Source organism: Flavobacterium sp. NKUCC04_CG, assembly GCF_019345525.1.
In the GTDB taxonomy this organism is placed as follows: domain Bacteria; phylum Bacteroidota; class Bacteroidia; order Flavobacteriales; family Flavobacteriaceae; genus Flavobacterium.
Map to the genome: position 1 here is coordinate 151,680 of NZ_JAHKRA010000004.1, position 21,983 is coordinate 173,662.

Below are 21,983 nucleotides of genomic sequence, written 5' to 3' on the forward strand. Positions count from 1 at the left end.
ATCTAATATTTTTTAATCTTGTGCAATAAAAAATAATAATATGAAGAATTTTATGAATTTTAAAACCTTGTTTTTTACAATGGTTTTAACCGGTTTAATTGCGGTATCTGCTCATGCGCAAATGTATAGTAATGCAAGAATAAAGGTTGAGGTTACCGTTAAGCATGGAAAACAGACCATGATTTCTAGTCCGCTTACATTTTCGATATCGTACAATAAGCCAGAGCCAGTTACAGTGGAAGAAAATGCGGAGGCACGTGCAACTTATAGCCCATTTTATATTGTATTTAGTTATGATTTATTAGATGTTAGTTTAATAAAAACGCTCACTCAAAGTAAGGAAGCCATTGATATGGAAGTAGCAATAAAAGATTCTTATGGCAAGCTGCCTACTCGTACTTACGTTCTCAAGGATGTGGTTTTGGGAGGATTGAACGAACAAACGGGTAGTGAATACAGCAGTTCTTATGTGAATTTAAATTGTGCAGAAGCAACGGTTGATGGTGTAATGCTGCCAAAATAAATCGGTGATCGTAATTCGCGGTTTATCTTAAAAGGGGGCGCCTCTTCGTTTTTATGAGATAATATAGGGCAATAAAATTAGAAATAAGTGAATAATCAGCTTTTAAGTTTAATTGTTGAGAAATAAAGGCTAGTAGGAGGCGGCCTCCTTTTTGTTTTCTGCTATGTTAATTAAGGAATTAGATGGAGTTATATAGAGTTAAAGATACCATGGTGATAAAAAAACAAATTCAGAGAGAAGCACAAGACGCTTTAGAAGCGGGAAACTATGCTTTGGCAGCGAGAAATTGGGTGGAAGGGCATTGTCTTCCTGAAGATGAGGGAGCGTTAGCAGCGCTTTTTAATCGCGTAAACAATCTAAATGAAAAGTCTCCTAATCCAGATTTATGTGCTATTTTAGGACTAATTGCTCTGGATTTTAATAGTGTTTTTACAGCGGACAGAGAGGATGCTCTCATTCAATGTGTAAATTGGAGTAAAAGCGGACTTCAAGTCAATCCAAATCATTATATATGTAGCCGACATGCCGGATCTGCCTTGTATTGGTTGGGAGATTATAAAGCTGCCTTAAAGTTTTATGAAAAAGCAGTTCAGATTGCGGTCTCTCCTGTTTTGGAAATCAGAATATTTAATATCCTAAATCGACAAGTCGAATGGCCTGACTTCTCTAAGCTACAAATCGATATTCATACAAATTCGGCAATGGAAGCCTATAATGCCGGAGTGGAGCTCAGTTATATATTAGAAAGCAATCGCATTAGTAGCTCAATTGAAAGCGAACGCTTAGCGCAATTGAAGATAGATCTATATGAGCGCGGCTATAGTCTTTATAGAGCTGCTATAGTGGGTCGTAATGGTGATGTGATCAATTGCGATGAGCGCACCTTTTCCATGTGTTGTCATAACCTGGCTTTAGAGTTAAAAGATATTGACCGGTCAATCGCTATAACTACTGAAGGAATTGAAAGCCATCCTTTCATGGGTATACTTCAAAACAGGATGACGCTCTATCAGGACGCGGGTTATTACGATTTGTTGATTAAAGAAGGAGAACGTATCCTTGATGCCTATGTGGATGATATGGACTTAGAAACATACTTTTGTACTTTGGAAATTGTTTGTGCAGGTCATCTAGAACTCAAGCAATATCAAGCTGCGTTGGAATATGTCACTTTAGGCTTAGAGGTGTTTAAGGATGTAAATGATATGGAAGGGATTTGGGAAAGCGAAGATATTGTACGTTGTTATACCAATTTTTATATTCACAAAGCCCAAGCAGAAGAGGCATTAGGGATTGTGACTACGGTGAAAGAAGCAGCCGAAACCGCAGAGCAGATTTTGGCAGAGATGCCCGACAACCACAGCGTGTTGATTTCAAGAGCCAATATCTTTATAGAAGAAGGTTATTTCGAACAGGCTATGGAGTGTTATCAATACGCGCTTAAACTGGGTCTCGAAAGAGAGGAAAGTCGAACCGTACAGGTGGCCTTTTATAATATAGGGTATTTACAGGCGGTACATCTAGGTGACCATCAAGCTGCAATCCTGAGTTTTGAGCAAAGTATGGAGGCGGGCAATACAGATTTTTGGTGTTATTACTGGGTTTTGCATTGTGTTTATCATTTGGAAGACAACCACAAGACGATTCAGTATGCTAAATTGGCCATAGAAGCCTTAGAAAAACAAGAAGATGTAGCGGAGAGTATTATTGCGGAAATCTACGAGCATATGGGAGTGGCTCAGCTTGATTTAGAACAGTATGATAAAGCGGTAGTGACTCTGGAGTTGGCGCTGAGTTATCAAGCGACAGAGTTGATTAGAGAAAACCTAAAAATAGCAAAAGCCCATGTGAATTCATCGGAGGGGTTTTTTAAAAAATTGTTTGGGAAATAGAAAAATAAAGTTATGTTTTTGTGTAATTGATCGTTTTTAAAACGGATAAGTCGTCGTCTATTTAAATACAGAGACGACTTATTTTTTATGGCAAACCCTCGGAAGCTATATAAAAGTCATGTCGTTACGCTATTCCCGGATTTATTTACGCTAACTGGTCGCTTGTGTTTGCTTTTTCTGTGTTAGGATCATAATAATAAAGAATTTAGGCAAAAGCTATTGGTTTGTTGTTGAAAAAGCAAGTTACTTATTTAGAATCATTTTAAAATACTTTGGCGATTTACAAGGTAAAACCTCGTGTAAATCCCTAAAAACCACGAAATAAGCATTCCTATAAGGAGGTATGAGTTGTTTTATAGAGAATATAACGAAATCTGAATTTTGAGATTGAAAAAATATCAAACTCTTATTTATATATTTGTGTTCAAACAAATAACAACAATATGTACAACATTATTAAACAGGCGCACTCAGGCATTGCTTATTTAGCGTTAATTTTATTGGCTATTGCCGCTATCAGCGCTATTATTGGATATGCTTCCAAAAGAGAGTTTAAAGAAAGTGATCGCAAAATTGCGTTATTCGCTTTGATTTTTACACACATCCAATTGGTATTGGGATTGGTTCTTTATTTTATCTCTCCAATGGTAGTTAGTCTTGGTGATGCGATGAAGCACCCTATGATGCGTTTATACGCTTTAGAGCACCCGCTAATCAACATTATCGCCATTGTATTAATCACAATTGGTTGGTCAAAACACAAACGAGTAGTAGAAAGTGACAAGAAATTTAAGTTTTTTGCCATCTTTTATACTTTGGGATTAATCCTTATTTTATCTCGAATTCCATGGGGAGTTTGGTTAGGTTAGGAAAAGTTTAACAAAATAAAAAAAGCCCGTAAGGGCTTTTTTGGTATATTTATTTTTTTTTAAAAGTTACTGTAAATTTAAACCCAGGCTATGAGGATATATCAAACCGGTTTGTTTTTACTTTTTTTTATGGTATTGAGTAGTTTTACTACTTCGCATAGGCCCAAGAAAATCAGTAAAAACAAGACTACCCAAATTGTAAGCATACAAGAATCCACTATAAATGAGGCTTTAATTTCTCAGGATACTTTATCCAAAAGCACTCTAGAATTGCCAGAAGTCGCTGTTGAAGAAACAGAACTGGTTACAGAATCTACTAAAGCTACTTATTATCACGATAAATTTACCGGAAGACGTACAGCTAGTGGGGCCGTATTTGACAATAATAAATACACCGCAGCACACAGCTCGTTACCATTTGGAACTAAGGTAAAAGTGACCAATTTAAAAAATAAAAAGTCCGTTATTTTGACCATTACAGATAGAGGACCACTGTCTAAGGATAGGGGAATCGATCTTACAAAAAAGGCCTTTATGGAAATTGCCCAAAACAAAGGTAGTGGGGTATTAAACGTAAAGATTGAGAAAATTGATGACGATATCTAAGTTACTACATTGTTTTAAATCACCCATATACCTCGCATTAGTTGGCATTTTTTTATTGAGTAGTTGTTCTGCAACACGAGGTAAGTCAAATCTTACCACCTATAAAAAACATGCGTCTGTTAGCTATTATCACGATAAATTTAACGGAAGGCCTACCGCTAGTGGCGAAGTTTTTAGCAACAGCAAACGAACTGCGGCACATAAAAAACTGGCTTTTGGTACTCAAGTACGCCTCACCAATCTTGAAAATAACAAATCGGTTGACGTAAAAATAAACGACCGCGGTCCTTTTACCCGTGGCCGTGAAATGGATATTTCAAAAAAAGCTTTTATGGATATCACCGACAATAAAAACCACGGTGTTCTAAAAGTAAAAATCGAATTGATTAAATAATTTTACCACTTACTATACGGATGTTGGGACAGATAGGAATTGTAGAATCGGATATCGCCCGTGACTTCTTCTCCTAACCATTCCGGTCGTATAAAGGTTTCATTTTCATCATTTAATTCTATTTCAGCTAAAATCAAACCTTCATTTTCTCCGTGAAATACGTCGACTTCAAATAGATGGGAAGCTACTTTTACCAAGTAACGCGTTTTCGAAATGGCAAAATCCTCGCATAGTTTTAATAGTTCTTTAGCTTCAAATAGGTCGATTTCTTTTTCCCACTCCATTCTGCTTGTTCCCGAGCTATTGCTTTTTCCCTTGATCGTTAAAAAGCCTTGATTATCCCTAACACGTACTCTTACAGTTCGTTCGGGCGCCGAATTTAAGTAGCCTTGCTGAATATCACTGTAGTGGTAGGACTCTTTAATAAAATCCAAAGAGCGGATTCTGAATTTTCTTTCAATCTCAATCATAGTTATTATAATAAATAGCGTAATTTTAATCCAAATTACGGAAAATAACTTTTAATAGTCAGTACGTAAAAGTAATAAAAATTGTAGGTAATGAATTTAAGACATAAACTAATTTCTCCCCATACTATAGAAGAGCTTTTTAATAAATACATTGTAGATGGCGAAGTGTACGCTGGAGAAGAATTGCTTTTTCTAATCGATTTGGTTCATGTATTTCGTCCAAAAAATATTAAAAAAATTAGAAGAGTATCGATTGAGGAATTATTGAGTCATCTCGTCAATAATCCTATTGATCGACTGGCGTTTATGAATTACTTAAAAAACTTGCTGAGCAATAGGAAGTTTAGTCGAATGATATCCGATGCGGGAATTTTGCAAGATTCGGATTTTATACCAGAGGTTAAAAAAAGGCTTTTTGCCAAAATTTTACCCTATCAGCCAGAAAAAAATACTTTTGAGTATATCTTAAATCAAGTCTTTTATAAGCATTCCGACTCGGAATGGATTAATAAAGTTCCAGAAGAGCAAATCATTTCCCTTTTTGAATTATTAGAGTTTTCAGATATTTTTACTACGGCCAAAGACAACTCCATATTGTCCGAATTGATTTTATCCATGGGACTAATCACACAGCGAATGAGTGGAAGAGCTATGGAAAGTAACATCATTCGAATGGTACCGGAATACAATCATTTGGAAAGTCCATTTTTAGCTTTTGAAAATGAGTTTTTACTGATTGCACAGAATCTACGCGATGAGGGAACGCATTATTTAGTCAGTAATGATTTAAATTACAAACAGCTACTTATTTTGCATAAACAGTGTTTGGATTTTGTCAGCCAGGCTTTTAAAAATAGTTCTAAATACGGAATTTCTCTAAAGGTAAATCAAAGTTTATTGCGCATTCGCCAGCAATTGTATCGTATTCGAATCTTAATATCGCTACTGGTTGTAGATGATCATGAGGATAGAAAAAAGAACACGGTGTATTTAGCCTTAAAATTAATTGAATACAATTGTTATAAATACGACGTTTCCAAGTTAATTGGAGAAAGTACACAGTTGCTATCTTACGAAATCACTCAGCATACAGCAAAAACAGGCGAACATTATATAACCGAATCTGCTAAAGAATATTGGCAAATGTTCAAAGCATCTATGGGAGCAGGGGTTATTGTAGGGGTGCTTTGTATCATAAAAATTCTGATGTCGAAGGCGGATGCTAGTGCTTTCGGATTTGCATTTTTATACAGTATAAACTATGCTATTGGTTTTACAATCATCTATTTGATGGGTTTTACCTTAGCTACTAAGCAACCTGCTATGACAGCAGCAACCATCATTAAAGCGATAGAAGATGGTATGAAAAAACACATTGAAAGCGGTGAAAAACACATGGCATTTGCCAAATTATTTGCCCGTTTGTTTCGCTCTCAGTTTATAGCCTTTGTCGGTAACGTTTTATTGGCTTTTCCAGTGGCTTTATTAGGTGTCTGGCTCATTGATTTAACAACGGGAATTAATATAGTAGATACCAAATGGCATAAGCTGTTGACAGACGCGAGTCCGGTTGATTCGCCAGCACTTTTTCACGCGGCTATTGCAGGAGTATTTTTGTTTTTATCGGGAATTATCTCAGGTAATGTCTCCAATAAAAACAAGCACAATCAGGTATATTATCGAATTCAAGAACATCCTTGGCTAAAGCGCAACCTCGGCGTCACACGTACAAAGAAATTGGCGAATTGGTTCGAGGCAAAATGGCCGGGAATCGTTTCAAATGTTTGGTTTGGAGTCTTTTTGGGGACCACTGGGTCCATAGGTTTCTTCCTGGGTTTAAACTTGGATATCCGTCACATAACCTTTGTTAGTGGAAACATCGCTATGGGAATCTTTGGAGCCGATTTTAGTGTGGGGACTTCGATGTTGGTATGGGCCATAATCGGCATGTGGTTAATTGGTTTTGTCAATTTTATTGTCAGTTTCAGTTTATCTCTTGGATTGGCATTCCGATCGAGGAACATCCCTTGGCTAGAGGTTTTTCCGTTGATTCGTTCGGTGATGATTTATTTTAAAATGTTTCCCTCGGAGTTTTTCTTTCCGCCACTACAAGCCGATACGGCTGTGGTAAAAGAAACCACTTCAAAAGAAGCTAAAAAAGAACAGCATTAAGACCTTATGATGATATTAGAAATAGTAATTATCGTGTTTTTATTGATTGTTATCCTGGTATTGGGGTATTATTTGTTGCGTGTGCAACAACGAAATATCAGGCTCGAAAAAGAGTTTTTTTTGGTGGATACCAAAATCAAACACTTGCAGTTAGAATCCTTAGAATCTCGCTTAGACCCTCATTTGTTTAAAAACATACTAAATTCTATACAGTCACACGCATATCAGACGTATTTTGCTTTGGATAAGATGGCAGGCGTACTAGACTATGTGTTGTACGACAGCCAAAAAAAACTGGTTAGTCCTAGAGAAGAACACCAATTTGCACTGAGTTTGATTGAAATCAATAAAATCAAAATCAGTCCGCTTTTTCAACTAAACGTGAAAAATAAAATTGCGGCTAATGAAATATTATACGATCAAAACGTATTAGCTCCCTTGATTTCCATAGATTTAATCGAAAATGCTTTTAAACATGCCGATTTGCAAAGTGCCGATTCCTTTATTTCCATTTTATTTGAAATTAAGGACGGGAGTTTTCACTTGATGGTTTCCAATAAAACATCGCCAAAGCATGCGTTGAAAAAACAGCATAGTGGTTTTGGACTGGAATCACTTCACAAGCGTTTGGAAATTATTTATAAAGAACATTTTCGACTCGAGCGATTTGTTGAAAATGACGTGTATATTGCGCATCTAAAAATCAACCTTAATGACTTCAAAGCTAAAATGCATTCTACTGGATGATGAATTACCAGGGCTTACCTATCTGAAAATGCTCTGCGAACAAATTCCGGAAATTGAGATTGTCAAAGTGTTTAACGACCCGATTAAATTGTTGGACGAAGCAGCCGATTTGGATTTTGACTTGGGTATTTTTGACATCGAAATGCCTCAGATAAACGGTTTGAGTGTGGCGCAGTTGTTAGGTAATAAACCGGTCATTTTTACTACGGCCTATAGAGAATTTGCCGTTGATGCTTTTGAAATAGATGCGATAGATTATATCACTAAACCCATCAAAAAAGAACGACTTGAAAAAGCAATTCAAAAGGCTTTAAAGTTGATTAATCCCGTAGAACAAGCCAGCTTTATGACGGTCAATTCCAACAAGGGTAAAGCGGTATTGCAATTCGATAGTATCCTTCATATTAAACCTTCTGAACACGATAGCCGCGATAAAGTAGTATTGCTAGCTGATAATACAACTTTGATACTAAAAAACTTGTCCTTGGAAAAAATTATCAAAGACTTACCTGCAAAGGATTTTTGTAGAATTAATAAAAGTGAAATTATCGCCCTAAAAATTGTCAGTTATTTTAATCACGACGAAATTATCACCACCTTAGTTACAGAAGCCAAAAAACCTTTAGTAGTAACTCTTGGAGTTCATTTTAAGGCAGACTTTTTGGCCAAGCTCTAATTTTCGCTGCACTTTTTTAAGGTTTCATTACAGCTTTGTGATAGTTTAAGGCAGTTACGGCTATACTTTTGCGAAATTGACTGACATTTGCACGGAAATTCAAACCCTATTAGAGATGTCAAAGTATAAAAACACCTTTTTCTATATAACTGTCATTGGATTGTTTTCCGCACTGATGTATTGGATTGTATCACAAGGAGAGTTATTGGAAGAAAATGTAGTGCCAGTTACTTCCGAATTAACAACCTATGAGAACTTTATAGAATCTCTCGCGCAAAACCTTACTCATCCCTTAGCCATATTGTTGGCCCAAATTGTCACCATTGTTTTAGTAGCGAGGGCCTTCGGATGGATTTGTAAAAAAATTGGACAACCGTCCGTTATTGGTGAAATTATTGCTGGTATTGCTTTAGGGCCCTCTTTTTTGGGAATGCATTTTCCTGAATTTTCTTCCTTATTGTTTCCCGTAGCATCCCTGCCTAATTTGAGTTTTTTAAGCCAAATAGGATTGATCCTTTTTATGTTTGTAATTGGGATGGAATTGGATTTAAAGGTCTTAAAAAACAAAGCTCATGACGCGGTTTTAATCAGCCATGCGAGTATTATTATTCCCTTTGCCTTGGGGATGGTTTTGGCCTATTATATTTTCAGTTCTTTTGCTCCGGAGGGGGTCGAATTTATTTCGTTCGCTCTTTTTCTTGGTATTTCGATGAGTATTACGGCCTTTCCTGTATTGGCTAGAATCGTTCAGGAGCGCGGTATTCATAAAACGAGATTGGGAACCATTGTAATTACTTGTGCAGCAGCAGATGATATAACCGCATGGTGTATGTTGGCTGCGGTTATCGCTATTGTAAAAGCCGGTTCGTTTACCAGTTCGTTATATATAATGGCCTTAGCAGTTATCTATGTTATAGTGATGCTTAAATTGGTTAAACCCTTTTTGGGACGCATCGGTAAAATACAAGGAACAAATAAAAATATTTCTAAAGCTACCGTGGCCATTTTCTTGCTTACGCTGATCTTGTCTGCATATTGTACTGAAGTTATAGGAATTCACGCTTTGTTTGGAGCTTTTATGGCTGGGGCAATTATGCCGGATAACGTTCGTTTTAGAACCCTGTTTATTGAAAAAGTAGAAGATGTAGCGGTAATCCTATTTTTACCCTTATTCTTCGTATATACTGGCTTAAGGACGGAGATAGGCTTGCTGAATGAACCTTATTTATGGAAGGTCACTGGATTTATTATCTTGGTAGCTACAGTAGGTAAATTTGTCGGAAGCGCTTTGGCTGCAAAATTTGTGGGTCAGAGTTGGCGCGACAGCTTAACCATTGGCGCCTTGATGAACACCCGGGGTCTGATGGAATTGATTGTATTAAATATAGGTTTTGATTTGGGGATATTGACTGGTGAGGTATTTGCCATGATGGTTATTATGGCTTTGGCTACTACTTTTATGACCGGACCACTTTTGGATATCATCAACAAGATTTTTGGAAAGGAATTGCCTCCTGCTCCCGATGAACTAAAGGCAATGAATAAATATAGAATCTATATGTTTTTTGACAATGCAACCAATGCAAAAGCCTTGTTGCGTATTGCCAACAGTTTGGTTAAAAAGCAAAAATTAAACACTTCGATAACCACCATGCATATTGTACAGAGTTCGGATGTTAATGCCTTTAATTCGGATTCTTATGAGGCAAAGATTTTTCAGCCGATCGAGTCAGAAGCCGGGAAATTAAATCAGGAAGTTCTAACGCTCTATAAAGTATCCAATGATTTGGAATCGGATATGGTCGAAATTGTCAATGAGGATAGTTGTGATTTGTTCTTGTTAGAAATTGGTCATTCTATTTATAAGGGAACTTTATTGGGTAAAATATTAGGGTTTACAACTAGAATTATCAATCCAGATATTTTAATTGATAAAGTAACGGGTAAGGAACCCATGTTTGAAAATTCTTTTTTCGATGAACGTACCAGACAAGTATTGATTCGTGCAAAAGTTCCTGTGGGTGTTTTAATCAACAAGAATTTTGATAAGATGGAGCGAATTTTTGTTCCTATTTTAGATAAATCCGATTTGTTTCTATTGCAATATGCACAAAAATGGATAGCCAATGTGGAGGCTCAAATAACTGTTTCAGACGTTTCTGGTGAAATCGAAAGAAGTTCAGATTTTAAAGAGTCCATTCGCAGTATAGAACAAGTAACTCCCAATCACATTATGATTACAAAGGATAAAACGGTAGAAAAGGAATCTTTAGGTCAATATGATTTGATGTTAATAAGTTTGAGTAGTTGGAAAAAACTAGTCGAAACCCGTAGTGAATGGTTAAATCATTCTCCGTCTATTTTGATTGTCAAAGAGTAAGTACACTATTAATACAGTAAATTTAAAACCTGTTTCCAATTTGTTTGGCAGCAGGTTTTTTCTTTTATAGGCTATTCAATTAACTGTTGTTACTAGTGAATACTTAACTTTAATAAAGGTATTTTTGTATAACGATTTACAGAACAAATGCAAAGAAAAATTATTCATATCGATATGGATGCATTTTATGCTTCTGTAGAGCAGTTAGACTTTCCCGAATTGCGGGGAAAGCCCATTGCTGTTGGTGGTGCCGAAAATCGAGGAGTAGTTTCTGCGGCTAGTTATGAAGCGCGTAAGTTTGGTGTTCGCAGTGCTATGAGTGGGGTGATGGCAAAGAAAAATTGTCCGCAGCTGATTTTTATGCCACCGCGATTCGAGCGCTATAAAGAGGTTTCTCGTCAAATTCGCGCAATCTTTTTGGAATATACCGATTTGGTAGAACCGCTCTCTCTTGATGAAGCCTTTTTAGACGTTACAGAAAACAAAATGGGCAATCCTAGCGCGACTTTAATTGCTCAAGAAATCCGTTATAAGATTTTTAAAACCACAAAATTAACAGCTTCCGCTGGGATTTCGGTCAATAAATTTTTGGCAAAAGTAGCCAGTGATTATAATAAACCCAATGGGCAGAAAACAATCAATCCGGAGGAGATAGAATCATTTCTTGAGGATTTAGAAGTAAAGCGGTTTTTTGGTGTTGGAAAAGTTACTGCTGATAAGATGTATCAATTGGGAATTTTTACGGGTCGGGATTTAAAGTCCAAAACACGGGAATACTTAATAGAACATTTCGGAAAGTCAGGGCAACATTACTACGATATTGTTCGCGGAAATGACTTTTCTGTGGTTAGTCCCGATAGAGCAGTTAAATCGGTAGGTACAGAACGTACTTTTGACGAAAACCTGACATCGGAAATTTTTATATTAGAAAGGCTGGAATTTATAACTGCCGATTTGGAACAACGACTCAAACGCTATGGGGTTTCGGGAAAAACTCTTACCTTAAAAATCAAATATTCCGATTTTACACAGCAAACGCGCAGTACTACCTTAGCTTATTTTGTTTCTGAAAAGAGTTTGTTGTTAGATGTAGCACAAGAATTATTGTATCAAGAGCGGCTCAAGGACTCTGTTCGGTTGATAGGATTGTCCATGTCAAACTTAAATTCTGAGCAAAAAAAAGCAGTTGCGGTGCAACTGCGATTTAATTTTTAACGCTAAAAACAGGTTTTAACTGTATATTGTTTTAGTAATAAGGAGTCGTTAAAGGACTTCTGAAATTCTTAAGGTATTTACCATACCGCGTTCTACGATAGGCATAGCTGCCAAGTTGATAATCATGTCTCCTTTGCCTACATAACCGTGTGCACGGGCCAAAGAGTTGATGTCTTCAATAGTTTCGTCTGTACTGACGTATTTGTCGTAGTAATAGGCAGAAACCCCCCAAAGCAAGCTTAATTGTGTTAAGATGCGTTTGTTTGAAGTAAATACTAAAATATGTGAATTGGGTCTCCAAGCTGAAATCTGAAATGCCGTATAACCACTATTGGTTAGTGTACAAATCACCTTAGCATCGATATCGTTGGCCATAGTGGCGGCGTGATAACAAATGGATTTAGTGATGTATCTTTTGGTTTTAATTTCTGGTGTGTTTTGAGGTAGTTTGATCAAAGGAGAATCCTCAACGCTAAGGATGATTTGGCTCATTTTTTCAATAACCTGTACTGGGTAACTTCCCACAGAAGTTTCTCCAGACAACATCACGGCATCAGCTCCGTCCATAACCGAATTGGCTACGTCGTTAACTTCTGCACGGGTTGGTGTCAAACTGCTGATCATCGTTTCCATCATCTGAGTGGCAATGATAACAGGAATACGAGCCGATTTGGCTTTTTGAACCAATTGTTTTTGGATTAATGGAACCTCTTGAGCAGGGATTTCAACACCCAAATCTCCACGGGCTACCATAAGTCCATCACAATAAGCTATAATTTTATTGATATTGGCTACAGCTTCCGGTTTTTCGATTTTTGCTATAATTGGAATTTTATGTTCCGAATGCTCGTTTATCAGATTTCTTAAATCTTCTAAATCTTCCGGAGTTCTTACAAACGACAGCGCTATCCAATCCACTTTATTTTTAATAGCAAAGATGGCATCACGTATGTCTTTTTCAGTTAAGGCAGGTAAAGAAACTTTGGTTTTAGGTAAGTTGACTCCTTTTTTAGAACGCAATGGACCGCCTTGAATTACCAAAGCTTTTACCTCGTCTTTTTTATTGGTTTCAATTACTTCAAACATTAATTTACCATCATCTAATAAAATGCTTTCTCCTGGATTGACGTCCATAGGAAAGTTTTTATAATTCATGTAAACGCGCTCAGCAGTTCCGTGAAACTCTTCTGCAGTAGAAAAAGTAATGACATCACCTTTAGAGACGATAACGTCTTCTTTCATGATACCTACGCGTAATTTAGGACCTTGTAAATCGCCTAAAATCGAAGTGGTATATCCAAATTCTTCATTGAGTTCTCGAATAATTCTAATCTTGCTTTCTACATCTTCGTAGTCCGCATGGGAGAAATTTATTCTAAAAACATTTACCCCGGAATCAATCATTGCTTTAATGACTTCTTTCGAACTAGAAGCAGGACCTAATGTGGCTACTATTTTGGTTTTTTTTCTTGTTAACATTTTTTAGAATATTAAATTGTTTTTTGATTTAATCGTGTTTTCTTGTAATTCGTATGCAGTGGTAATGCTCTTTAAGGCATTTATCTTGTCGATGACATTTTCAAGGTCAAAGTTGTGGTCGGTATTTTCAATTTTTAAAATAAAATCGACCTTTTTTAACTCGGGTAATAGGTAAATTGGAGTGAAAAAAGCCGGATTCAATTCCTTAAAAAGTGGAGAAGGAGAAGTGCTGTTGGTAGAGAAAAAAGTTTTATTAGAAGCGAGATTCCAAATGATATCTTGTCGGCAATCTTCAAATAAATAGTGAGAGAAATAACTGGGAATTTGCCCGGTATTGATTTCAATCTCTTCCTTGCATTTTGACAACTGTGTTCCTAAAGCTTGATTGAGAAAAAATGCGACTCGGTAATCTTCTAATCCAGAGTGAATTGCAATTAATTCGTAATCGCTTGAAATAAAATCGTCTATGGATATCCGGTGTATAGTCATATAGATCAGTTAGCTGCAAATATACAACTTTATAATACAACGCTTTACTTCTAGTCTAACTTATATGATAAATGAACGTTAAGTTATTTTTCGCCTGAAATAATTTTTTCTTGCAGGGCAAAATAGGCGCGTTGTGCGGCTTTTTCCTCAGCTTTCTTTTTAGAAGTACCTCGCGCACGTCCAACTATTTTGTCGTTGATATACAATTTAACGCCAAAATAACGTACGTCTTCACAACTATCTTCTTCAAATGATTCGAATTTAAAGCTGTATTTCTTCTTTTGACACCATTCAATGAGTAAGCTTTTGTAGCTGGTGATTTTGGTTTCCAAGCGTTGAATATCCACTTCTTTTTTGAGAATCTTTTCGTGGATAAATTTTTCACAGGCCGGATATCCCTTGTCGAGATATATAGCACCGATTAAAGCTTCTAATAAATTGCCGTAAATGTTTTCTCCAAATTGCTGATTCCCAATCTTACTTTCGACTAATTCGATTAAATTGAGGCTTCTGCCCAATTCATTAAGGTTTTCTCTACTGACAATTTTAGAACGCATTTTAGTTAGATAGCCCTCATCTCCATTAGGTACTTGTCGGTATAAATGCGATGCGATAACAGAGCCCAGCATGGCATCTCCTAAAAATTCCAAACGTTCGTAGTTCAAGGGATGGCCTTGAGCGTCGGTAAGGTTCATAGAGCGGTGTGTAAAAGCTCTTTTGAAATTTTGAATATCGGCGGGTTTACCGCCGATAATCTGAGTTATTTTATCATAAAAAAACCCGTTTTCTGGTTGAGAACGGGAAATTTTAAAAAATTTATTGAGTATCCTCATCACAGTGATGGTAGATTAAAGATCTAATTTTTTAACCAATACACAAGCGTTATGACCACCAAAGCCAAAAGTATTACTCATAATTACCTTAACGTCGCGTTTTTGAGCTTGATTAAAAGTGAAATTGAGTTTGGAGTCGATGTTTTCGTCGTCTGTAAAATGGTTAATTGTCGGTGGAATGATTCCGTGAACAATGGATTTAATGGAGGCAATGGTTTCAATAGCGCCTGCTGCTCCGAGTAAATGCCCGGTCATTGACTTGGTAGCATTTAAATTTAAGGTATAGGCATGTTCTCCAAATACGTGTTGAATGGCTTTGGATTCAGCTATATCTCCTAAAGGGGTTGATGTACCGTGCATGTTTACACCATCAACATCCGTTGGAGTTAAACCTGCATCTCGCAAACAGTTTAACATCACGTTTTTAGCACCCAATCCTTCCGGATGCGGCGCTGTGATGTGATAGGCATCTGCAGACATACCACCACCACCTATCTCACAATAGATTTTGGCGCCTCTTGCGATGGCGTGTTCATATTCTTCTAGGATTAATGCTCCAGCACCTTCTCCTAAGACAAATCCTTCACGGTCCTTATCCATAGGACGAGAAGCTGTTTTTGGATCGTTATTTCTTGTTGATAAAGCATGCATGGCATTAAAACCACCTACTCCGGCAATGGTTACTGCCGCTTCTGATCCGCCGGTAATCATGATATCGGCATGACCTAAACGAATATAATTAAAAGCGTCAATCAAAGCATTTGTAGAAGAGGCACAAGCGGATACCGTAGTGAAGTTTGGACCTCTAAATCCGTACTTTATAGAAATATGACCACCAGCAATATCGGCAATCATCTTTGGAATAAAGAAAGGATTGAATTTTGGTGTACCGTTGCCGTTTACAAAATTGGTTACCTCGTGTTGAAAAGTTTCTAAACCACCAATTCCCGAGCCCCAAATTACTCCAGCGCGGTCTTGGTCGATTTTGTCCAAATTAAAATTGGCGTCTTGCATAGCTTCCTGAGCTGTTACCATCGCATATTGCGCATAACGGTCCATTTTTCTAGCCTCTTTTCTGTCTATAAAATCTTCTACATTAAAGCCTTTCAATTCACAGGCAAATTGTGTTTTGAAATTGGTAGCGTCAAAATAAGTTATGGGTGCTGCACCGCTCACTCCATCAATTAGGTTGTTCCAGTATTCCTGAACATTATTTCCAATAGGGGTCAGTGCACCTAAACCTGTTACAACAACTCGCTTTAATTTCATAAAAAAAATTTTATAGTTTTAATGTCAATAAATTAAAATACCCAATGATCTCTTTTATATAAAAAAGGAAACATTGGGTAGTTTAATTTTATAATTTTAAGATTGTCTCCAATCTGTCCTTTTTCCGTTTTTTAAAAAACCTGTCTAGTCCACTTTTAAAAAATAATAACACTCACGTGTTTATTACAAACACGTGAGTTTTTGTTATTATTTTTTAGCTTCTTCTATGTAAGAGATAGCTTGACCTACTGTAGCGATGTTTTCAGCTTGGTCATCTGGAATTTGAATATCAAATTCTTTTTCGAATTCCATGATAAGCTCAACAGTGTCTAGTGAATCAGCTCCTAAATCATTTGTGAAGCTTGCTTCTGCTACAACTTCGTTCTCGTCAACGCCTAATTTGTCAACGATAATCGCTTTTACTCTTGATGCAATGTCTGACATAATCTTTTAATTTTAAATTTAATTTCGATGGCAAAAATAAAAAACTTTATTTTAAAACCAGTTTTTACATGTTAATTGTCGGTGCGAAATTATAAAAATAATTAATACTTCTGCCTATTTTTCTGTTTATTGTCAGTTATTATTCTTTTTTTTGCATTCAAATTGCTCGTTTCTAACTTACTCTCACTCAAAAATAGATGAAAAAAATAATTTTATTCGCTTCCGGATCAGGCACTAATGTTGAAAACATCATCACCTTTTTCAAAAATAAGGCCACCGATGTTGATTTTTTAGTTCTTGTCAACAACCCAGAAGCTAAGGTAATAGAAAAAGCGAGAAAAACAGCTGTTCCGGTTGTTATTTTTGATCGAAATATGTTAAACGATGGAAGTGTCGAGAAAGTTTTGCTGGATTTCAATCCCGATTTAATCGTTTTAGCTGGGTTTTTATGGAAATTTCCAGCGCGTTTGGTCACGATTTTTAAAGATAAAATAATTAATATCCATCCAGCTCTTTTGCCTAAATATGGAGGCAAAGGCATGTATGGACAATTTGTACATCAAGCGGTTCTGGATAATAAAGAGACAGAAACCGGTATAACCATACATTATGTCAACGAAAATTACGACGAAGGTCATGTTATTTTTCAAGCCACTACCTCAGTCGCAGATTGTACCTCAGTCGGTCAAATAGCGAAGGCTGTTCAAAATTTAGAATACAAGCATTTTCCAGAGGTCATCGAATCGCTTTTAAAAAAATCATAATGGCAGCATTGCATCAAGTTATTTTATATACCGACGGATCCTCAAGAGGAAATCCAGGTCCTGGTGGATATGGACTGATATTGGAATGGGCTGGAAAAAATGTGTATAAAGAGTTTTCAGGTGGTTTTCGAAAAACCACCAACAACAGAATGGAGTTGCTGGCGGTTATCGTTGGATTGGAGAAACTCAAAAATCCGAAAACCAAGGTTTTGGTTGTTTCGGATTCCAAGTATGTGGTAGATTCCGTGTCAAAAGCTTGGGTGTTTGGCTGGGAAAAAAAGGGATTTGTAGGAAGAAAAAACGCCGATTTATGGAAGCGATTCCTAATTATATACCGAGAACATTGGGTCGATTTCAAATGGGTAAAAGGGCATAACAACCATCCGATGAATGAACGCTGCGATCAGTTGGCCGTAACAGCGGCGCAACAACCAAATTTACCACCCGATGTTTTCTACGAACAAAATGGGGAGTAGTTTACCTTTAAAATAACTGATATTTTAAAGAAAACCACTAGCTGTTTCGACCTGAAGCAGGACCGCGTTAATTTTAACGTAAAACAAATCGTTTTTAAGTATTCTATTTTTGTCATCTATTACAATTACGCTATATTTGCAGCTTCATTTGTTATCACTTTATATGAATAAATTATTGATTGTGGGAACTGTAGCTTTTGATGCTATTGAAACCCCATTTGGAAAGACTGATAAAATTTTAGGAGGAGCGGCTACATATATCGGACTTTCTGCTTCATTCTTTAAATTACAGTCGGCGATTGTTTCGGTAGTTGGAGACGATTTTCCACAGGAACATTTGGATCTTCTTAAAAATAAAAACATTGATATATCGGGAATCGAAGTGGTAAAAGGAGGGAAAACTTTCTTTTGGAGCGGGCGTTACCACAATGATTTAAATTCTAGGGATACCTTGGAGACACAGCTTAATGTATTGGCTGATTTCAATCCTATAGTTCCTGAAAACTTTAAAGATGCTGATGTCGTGATGTTGGGTAATTTACATCCAAACATTCAAATCGGCGTTTTAGATCAAATGAAACAAAAACCAAAATTGGTAGTTTTAGATACGATGAATTTTTGGATGGACTGTGCTCTAGAGGAGCTAAAGGAAGTTATCAAACGGGTAGATGTGATTACGATTAATGACGAAGAAGCACGTCAATTATCTGGAGAATATTCTTTGGTTAAGGCAGCGGAAGTCATACAAGAACTCGGGCCTAAATACGTAGTGATTAAAAAAGGAGAGCACGGCGCTTTGTTGTTTCACCAAAATGATGTTTTCTTTGCACCGGCTTTGCCGTTAAAAGAAGTTTACGATCCAACAGGAGCAGGAGATACTTTTGCAGGTGGATTTTCAGGATATATCACTCAGAGTAGCAATATTTCTTTTGGGAATATGAAAAATGCAATTATATATGGGTCCAATCTCGCTTCTTTCTGTGTGGAGGAATTTGGAACAAAACGTATGCAACGTTTAACTCGAGAAGATGTGGATGCTAGATTACAACAGTTTAAAATGTTGACACAATTCGATATCGAATTATCTAAATAACGGATTTCCGAAGCCTCTTTATGGGGCTTTTTTTTATTATAAACAACAACACAACAACAGTAAATAATATGAGCGACGCGCTAAAACACGAATGTGGTATTGCCCTTTTAAGACTCAAGAAGCCTTTGTCTTTTTATAAAGAAAAATACGGTACGGCATTCTATGCCATCCAAAAAATGTACTTGCTTATGGAAAAGCAACACAATCGCGGTCAAGATGGAGCGGGATTGGCAAGTATTAAATTGGATATGGAACCGGGCGAACGCTATATCAGTCGTGTACGTTCCAATCAAGCGCAACCCATACAGGATATTTTTACACAAATTAACGGACGTATCAACCAAGAACTGGAGGAAAATCCAGAGTATGTTGATAATGTTGACTTGCAAAAGCAACATATTCCGTATTTGGGAGAACTCTTCTTGGGGCATGTTCGTTACGGAACTTTTGGAAAAAACAGTATTGAAAGTGTGCATCCGTTTTTACGCCAAAACAACTGGATGCATAGAAATTTAATCGTTGCAGGAAATTTTAATTTAACCAATGTTAAAGATTTATTTGCCGATTTAGTACGATTGGGTCAGCATCCTAAAGAAATGGCTGACACCGTTACCGTGATGGAAAAAATAGGACATTTCCTAGATGATGAAGTAACCAATCTTTATTTTGAATGCAAAAACGAAGGTTATTCTAAAAGAGAAGCATCGCCGATAATTGGAGAGCGTTTGGATGTGGGAAGAATTATCAAAAGAGCCTCTAAAAATTGGGATGGTGGATTTGTAATGGCCGGATTAATTGGACATGGAGATGCTTTTGTCTTTAGGGATCCAGCGGGTATTCGACCAGCGTTTTATTATGAAGACGACGAAATCGTTGTTGTGGCTTCCGAGCGTCCCGTGATTCAAACGGCCTTTAATGTGCCTTATGATCAAATCAAAGAAATTGAACCCGGACAAGCCATGATTATCAAAAAAGATGCTACGGTGTCTTTTGAACAAGTTTTAGAGCCTTTGGAAAAAAGAGCCTGTTCTTTTGAACGGATTTATTTCTCTAGAGGAAATGATGCAGAAATCTATCAAGAACGTAAAGATTTGGGGAAATTAATTTTTCCAGCCGTTTTAGAAGCTATTGATGACGATACGGATAATTCGGTGTTTTCTTATATTCCAAATACTTCGGAAACTTCTTTCTACGGAATGGTTGAAGAAGCACAGGATTTCTTAAATCAGCGAAAAATCGCAGATATACTTGCTCATAAAGAGCAGCTTTCAGAAGCGCGTTTACAAGAAATATTGTCTGTAAAATTGCGTACCGAGAAAATTGCGATTAAAGATGCAAAGTTACGCACCTTTATAACAGATGATAGCAGTAGGGATGATCTGGTAGCTCACGTTTATGATGTGACTTACGGAGTAATTAAGCCAACGGATAATCTGGTTATTATAGACGATAGTATTGTTCGCGGTACAACGCTAAAAAAGAGTATCATTCGAATGTTGGATCGTTTAAATCCTAAAAAGATTGTTGTCGTTTCTGCAGCTCCTCAAGTAAGATACCCCGACTGTTATGGTATTGATATGGCCAAATTGGAAGGATTAATCGCGTTTCAGGCTGCAATGGAGCTGTTGAAAGAGCGTAATATGTATCATATTGTTGAAGAGGTTTATAAAAAATCCAAGGCTCAAGAAGACTTTGCTGATGTTGATGTGGTGAATTACGTAAAAGAGATTTATGCGCCATTTACGGAAACGGAGATTTCTGATAAAATTGCAGAAATGGTAAAAGATCCAAGTATCAAATCGGAGGTAAAAGTATTGTTTCAAAGCGTTGATAACTTGCACATCGCTTGCCCTAATAGCTTAGGAGATTGGTACTTTACGGGTAATTATCCAACTGATGGAGGTAAAAGAGTTGTGAATAGAGCATTTATGAATTTCTACGAAGGAAAAGATGCGCGTGCTTATTAAGAAAGTCACACGACCTATATAATCATTTTATAGTATTTTAAAAAGCCCCTGATGAAGCAAATTTCATCAGGGGCTTTTTGCTTTTAGTCGTTTTGTTCCGTATATCGTCTTAAAAAAGCAGCTCGGAATCAAACAAAATAGTGCTTTTATGAAATCTGATGTCGTATAGGTGTGACCTTTTTGTAAAGTTGTGTCTAACTAAAGGAAAAGCTTTTTTGATTCTTTTATGGCTTAGCGCTTGTCGCGATATTGTGACTAGAGGAAGAGTAGATAAAAGGACATAAAGCAATTTTTTTGAGGCTAGCGGTTTATTTATTTTTTATGGAGTTGGGGGTTTTGTGTTTACTAAAGTTCGCTCAAAAGGAGTTTTATTAAATTATAAAGAAATCGTTTTTTAATAGGTACTTCCTAAAGTTACCAGGCTTAATAAGCTTGCGGTTTTTTGAACTTCGTTTAGTAGTAAAGTGGATTAAATATTTGAAGAAAGTTAATCGTTTCGAAGGGATATCGCATAACGCGATTTCCTTCGGAAGTCGCAATCTATTGCCAAAATGTAAACTGTAAAATAAAGAAAATTTAATCTACAATTCAATTATTATGAGAAAACGAAATGACTTATCTTATTCATTAACGGGCTTTTTGCTTTTGCTGTCTGGCCTATCATCAGCACAAGTGTCTGGTGGCGGAAATAGCGGTGTTGGTACCTTAACGCCCGATTCAAGTGCTGTGTTAGATTTGGTAAGTGCAAATACCGGCGTGTTAATACCTCGGATTGCAAATATTGAAACAGCTATCTCAAATCCAGCCAATGGCTTGTTGGTGTACGATACGGTACGAAAATGTTTAAGTCAAAATATAGGAAGTCCATCAGCACCGGATTGGGTGTGTATTAGCGGTAATGTAGTTAAGTTTTTCTATATGCCATCAGTGGCGCTAGATATTACCAATGCATCGGGACGTTATAATCTTTTTGAGATGTATAAAGCTCAATTCTCTTTGCCTAAATCTGCTAGTCCAGGCGCTCCATCTACAATTCCCTTTTTTAACGACGCTAGTGACTTATACTATTATGTTACCGATTATAGTGCTAATGTGTTTTCCAATGTTAGTATAAATGAGATGGGGGTATTGACTTATAATGTACTGCCAAGTGCTCAAGCCAATAGCGATAGTAGTGATTTTATGAATGTCGTATTGGTTGTAAAATAAGCAATCCACGAGAAAT

At 36.7% G+C, this 21,983-nt stretch carries 21 protein-coding genes; 15 read left to right on the forward strand and 6 right to left on the reverse strand.

Annotation, left to right across the window (positions count from 1 at the left end):
- The first annotated feature begins 40 nt into the window (after positions 1-40).
- From KO524_RS04680 to KO524_RS04700, 5 genes are all read left to right on the forward strand, one after another.
- The gene (locus tag KO524_RS04680) at positions 41-523 is read left to right on the forward strand and encodes a hypothetical protein (RefSeq protein ID WP_219290963.1); all 483 of its coding nucleotides are present in this window, start codon (positions 41-43) and stop codon (positions 521-523) included.
- 182 nt (positions 524-705) lie between these two features.
- Positions 706-2,415 (forward strand): hypothetical protein, encoded by a 1,710-nt coding sequence (locus KO524_RS04685; protein ID WP_219290966.1) that lies wholly within the window; start codon positions 706-708, stop codon positions 2,413-2,415.
- Positions 2,416-2,858: 443 nt separating this feature from the next.
- On the forward strand, positions 2,859-3,284 hold the full coding sequence (locus KO524_RS04690; protein ID WP_219290971.1) for a hypothetical protein: 426 nt from the start codon (positions 2,859-2,861) through the stop codon (positions 3,282-3,284).
- 90 nt (positions 3,285-3,374) lie between these two features.
- Entirely contained in the window at positions 3,375-3,890 is a 516-nt protein-coding gene (locus KO524_RS04695; RefSeq protein ID WP_219290974.1) for a septal ring lytic transglycosylase RlpA family protein, read from the forward strand.
- Positions 3,877-4,284: a septal ring lytic transglycosylase RlpA family protein gene (locus tag KO524_RS04700; RefSeq protein ID WP_219290977.1), complete on the forward strand. Its 408-nt coding sequence runs from the start codon at positions 3,877-3,879 to the stop codon at positions 4,282-4,284. Before KO524_RS04695 ends, KO524_RS04700 begins: the two co-directional genes overlap by 14 nt.
- A 2-nt stretch (positions 4,285-4,286) precedes the next feature.
- On the opposite strand, the gene KO524_RS04705 is transcribed toward KO524_RS04700, so the two are convergent.
- Positions 4,287-4,754 (reverse strand): CYTH domain-containing protein, encoded by a 468-nt coding sequence (locus KO524_RS04705; protein WP_219290980.1) that lies wholly within the window; start codon positions 4,752-4,754, stop codon positions 4,287-4,289.
- Between the two features lie 90 nt (positions 4,755-4,844).
- On the opposite strand from KO524_RS04705, the gene KO524_RS04710 reads away from it, so the two are divergent.
- The 5 genes from KO524_RS04710 to dinB all read left to right on the forward strand — a co-directional run bounded on the left by KO524_RS04710 (position 4,845) and on the right by dinB (position 11,944).
- Entirely contained in the window at positions 4,845-6,926 is a 2,082-nt protein-coding gene (locus KO524_RS04710) for a site-specific recombinase (protein ID WP_219290983.1), read from the forward strand.
- Between the two features lie 6 nt (positions 6,927-6,932).
- Complete coding sequence (locus tag KO524_RS04715) at positions 6,933-7,673, forward strand: sensor histidine kinase (RefSeq protein ID WP_370629717.1); 741 nt, start codon at positions 6,933-6,935, stop codon at positions 7,671-7,673.
- Complete coding sequence (locus KO524_RS04720; RefSeq protein WP_219290986.1) at positions 7,639-8,349, forward strand: LytTR family DNA-binding domain-containing protein; 711 nt, start codon at positions 7,639-7,641, stop codon at positions 8,347-8,349. The genes KO524_RS04715 and KO524_RS04720 overlap by 35 nt, the downstream gene beginning before the upstream one ends.
- A gap of 115 nt (positions 8,350-8,464) precedes the next feature.
- Entirely contained in the window at positions 8,465-10,729 is a 2,265-nt protein-coding gene (locus tag KO524_RS04725) for a cation:proton antiporter (protein ID WP_219290988.1), read from the forward strand.
- A 147-nt stretch (positions 10,730-10,876) separates the two neighbouring features.
- Positions 10,877-11,944: a DNA polymerase IV gene (dinB, locus tag KO524_RS04730; RefSeq protein ID WP_219290991.1), complete on the forward strand. Its 1,068-nt coding sequence runs from the start codon at positions 10,877-10,879 to the stop codon at positions 11,942-11,944.
- A 48-nt stretch (positions 11,945-11,992) separates the two neighbouring features.
- Here the strand turns inward: dinB and pyk are convergent, their stop codons facing one another.
- The 5 genes from pyk to KO524_RS04755 form a co-directional block, all read right to left on the reverse strand.
- Complete coding sequence (gene pyk, locus KO524_RS04735) at positions 11,993-13,423, reverse strand: pyruvate kinase (RefSeq protein WP_219290994.1); 1,431 nt, start codon at positions 13,421-13,423, stop codon at positions 11,993-11,995.
- 3 nt (positions 13,424-13,426) lie between these two features.
- Complete coding sequence (locus tag KO524_RS04740; protein WP_219290998.1) at positions 13,427-13,912, reverse strand: IPExxxVDY family protein; 486 nt, start codon at positions 13,910-13,912, stop codon at positions 13,427-13,429.
- Between the two features lie 83 nt (positions 13,913-13,995).
- The gene (rnc, locus tag KO524_RS04745) at positions 13,996-14,745 is read right to left on the reverse strand and encodes a ribonuclease III (RefSeq protein WP_219291000.1); all 750 of its coding nucleotides are present in this window, start codon (positions 14,743-14,745) and stop codon (positions 13,996-13,998) included.
- Positions 14,746-14,760: 15 nt separating this feature from the next.
- A complete protein-coding gene (gene fabF / locus KO524_RS04750) occupies positions 14,761-16,014 on the reverse strand; it encodes a beta-ketoacyl-ACP synthase II (protein ID WP_219291003.1) in 1,254 nt (417 codons plus the stop codon).
- Between the two features lie 207 nt (positions 16,015-16,221).
- Complete coding sequence (locus KO524_RS04755) at positions 16,222-16,458, reverse strand: acyl carrier protein (RefSeq protein ID WP_002988156.1); 237 nt, start codon at positions 16,456-16,458, stop codon at positions 16,222-16,224.
- Positions 16,459-16,655: 197 nt separating this feature from the next.
- Here KO524_RS04755 and KO524_RS04760 point away from each other — a divergent pair, with 197 nt between their 5' ends.
- From KO524_RS04760 to KO524_RS04780, 5 genes are all read left to right on the forward strand, one after another.
- Positions 16,656-17,222: a phosphoribosylglycinamide formyltransferase gene (locus KO524_RS04760; RefSeq protein ID WP_219291005.1), complete on the forward strand. Its 567-nt coding sequence runs from the start codon at positions 16,656-16,658 to the stop codon at positions 17,220-17,222.
- The gene (gene rnhA, locus KO524_RS04765; protein WP_219291009.1) at positions 17,222-17,698 is read left to right on the forward strand and encodes a ribonuclease HI; all 477 of its coding nucleotides are present in this window, start codon (positions 17,222-17,224) and stop codon (positions 17,696-17,698) included. Before KO524_RS04760 ends, rnhA begins: the two co-directional genes overlap by 1 nt.
- 163 nt (positions 17,699-17,861) lie before the next feature.
- Positions 17,862-18,791: a PfkB family carbohydrate kinase gene (locus KO524_RS04770; protein WP_219291011.1), complete on the forward strand. Its 930-nt coding sequence runs from the start codon at positions 17,862-17,864 to the stop codon at positions 18,789-18,791.
- 68 nt (positions 18,792-18,859) lie between these two features.
- Complete coding sequence (locus KO524_RS04775) at positions 18,860-20,758, forward strand: amidophosphoribosyltransferase (RefSeq protein ID WP_219291014.1); 1,899 nt, start codon at positions 18,860-18,862, stop codon at positions 20,756-20,758.
- Positions 20,759-21,355: 597 nt separating this feature from the next.
- Entirely contained in the window at positions 21,356-21,967 is a 612-nt protein-coding gene (locus KO524_RS04780; protein ID WP_219291016.1) for a hypothetical protein, read from the forward strand.
- Positions 21,968-21,983: the final 16 nt, after the last annotated feature.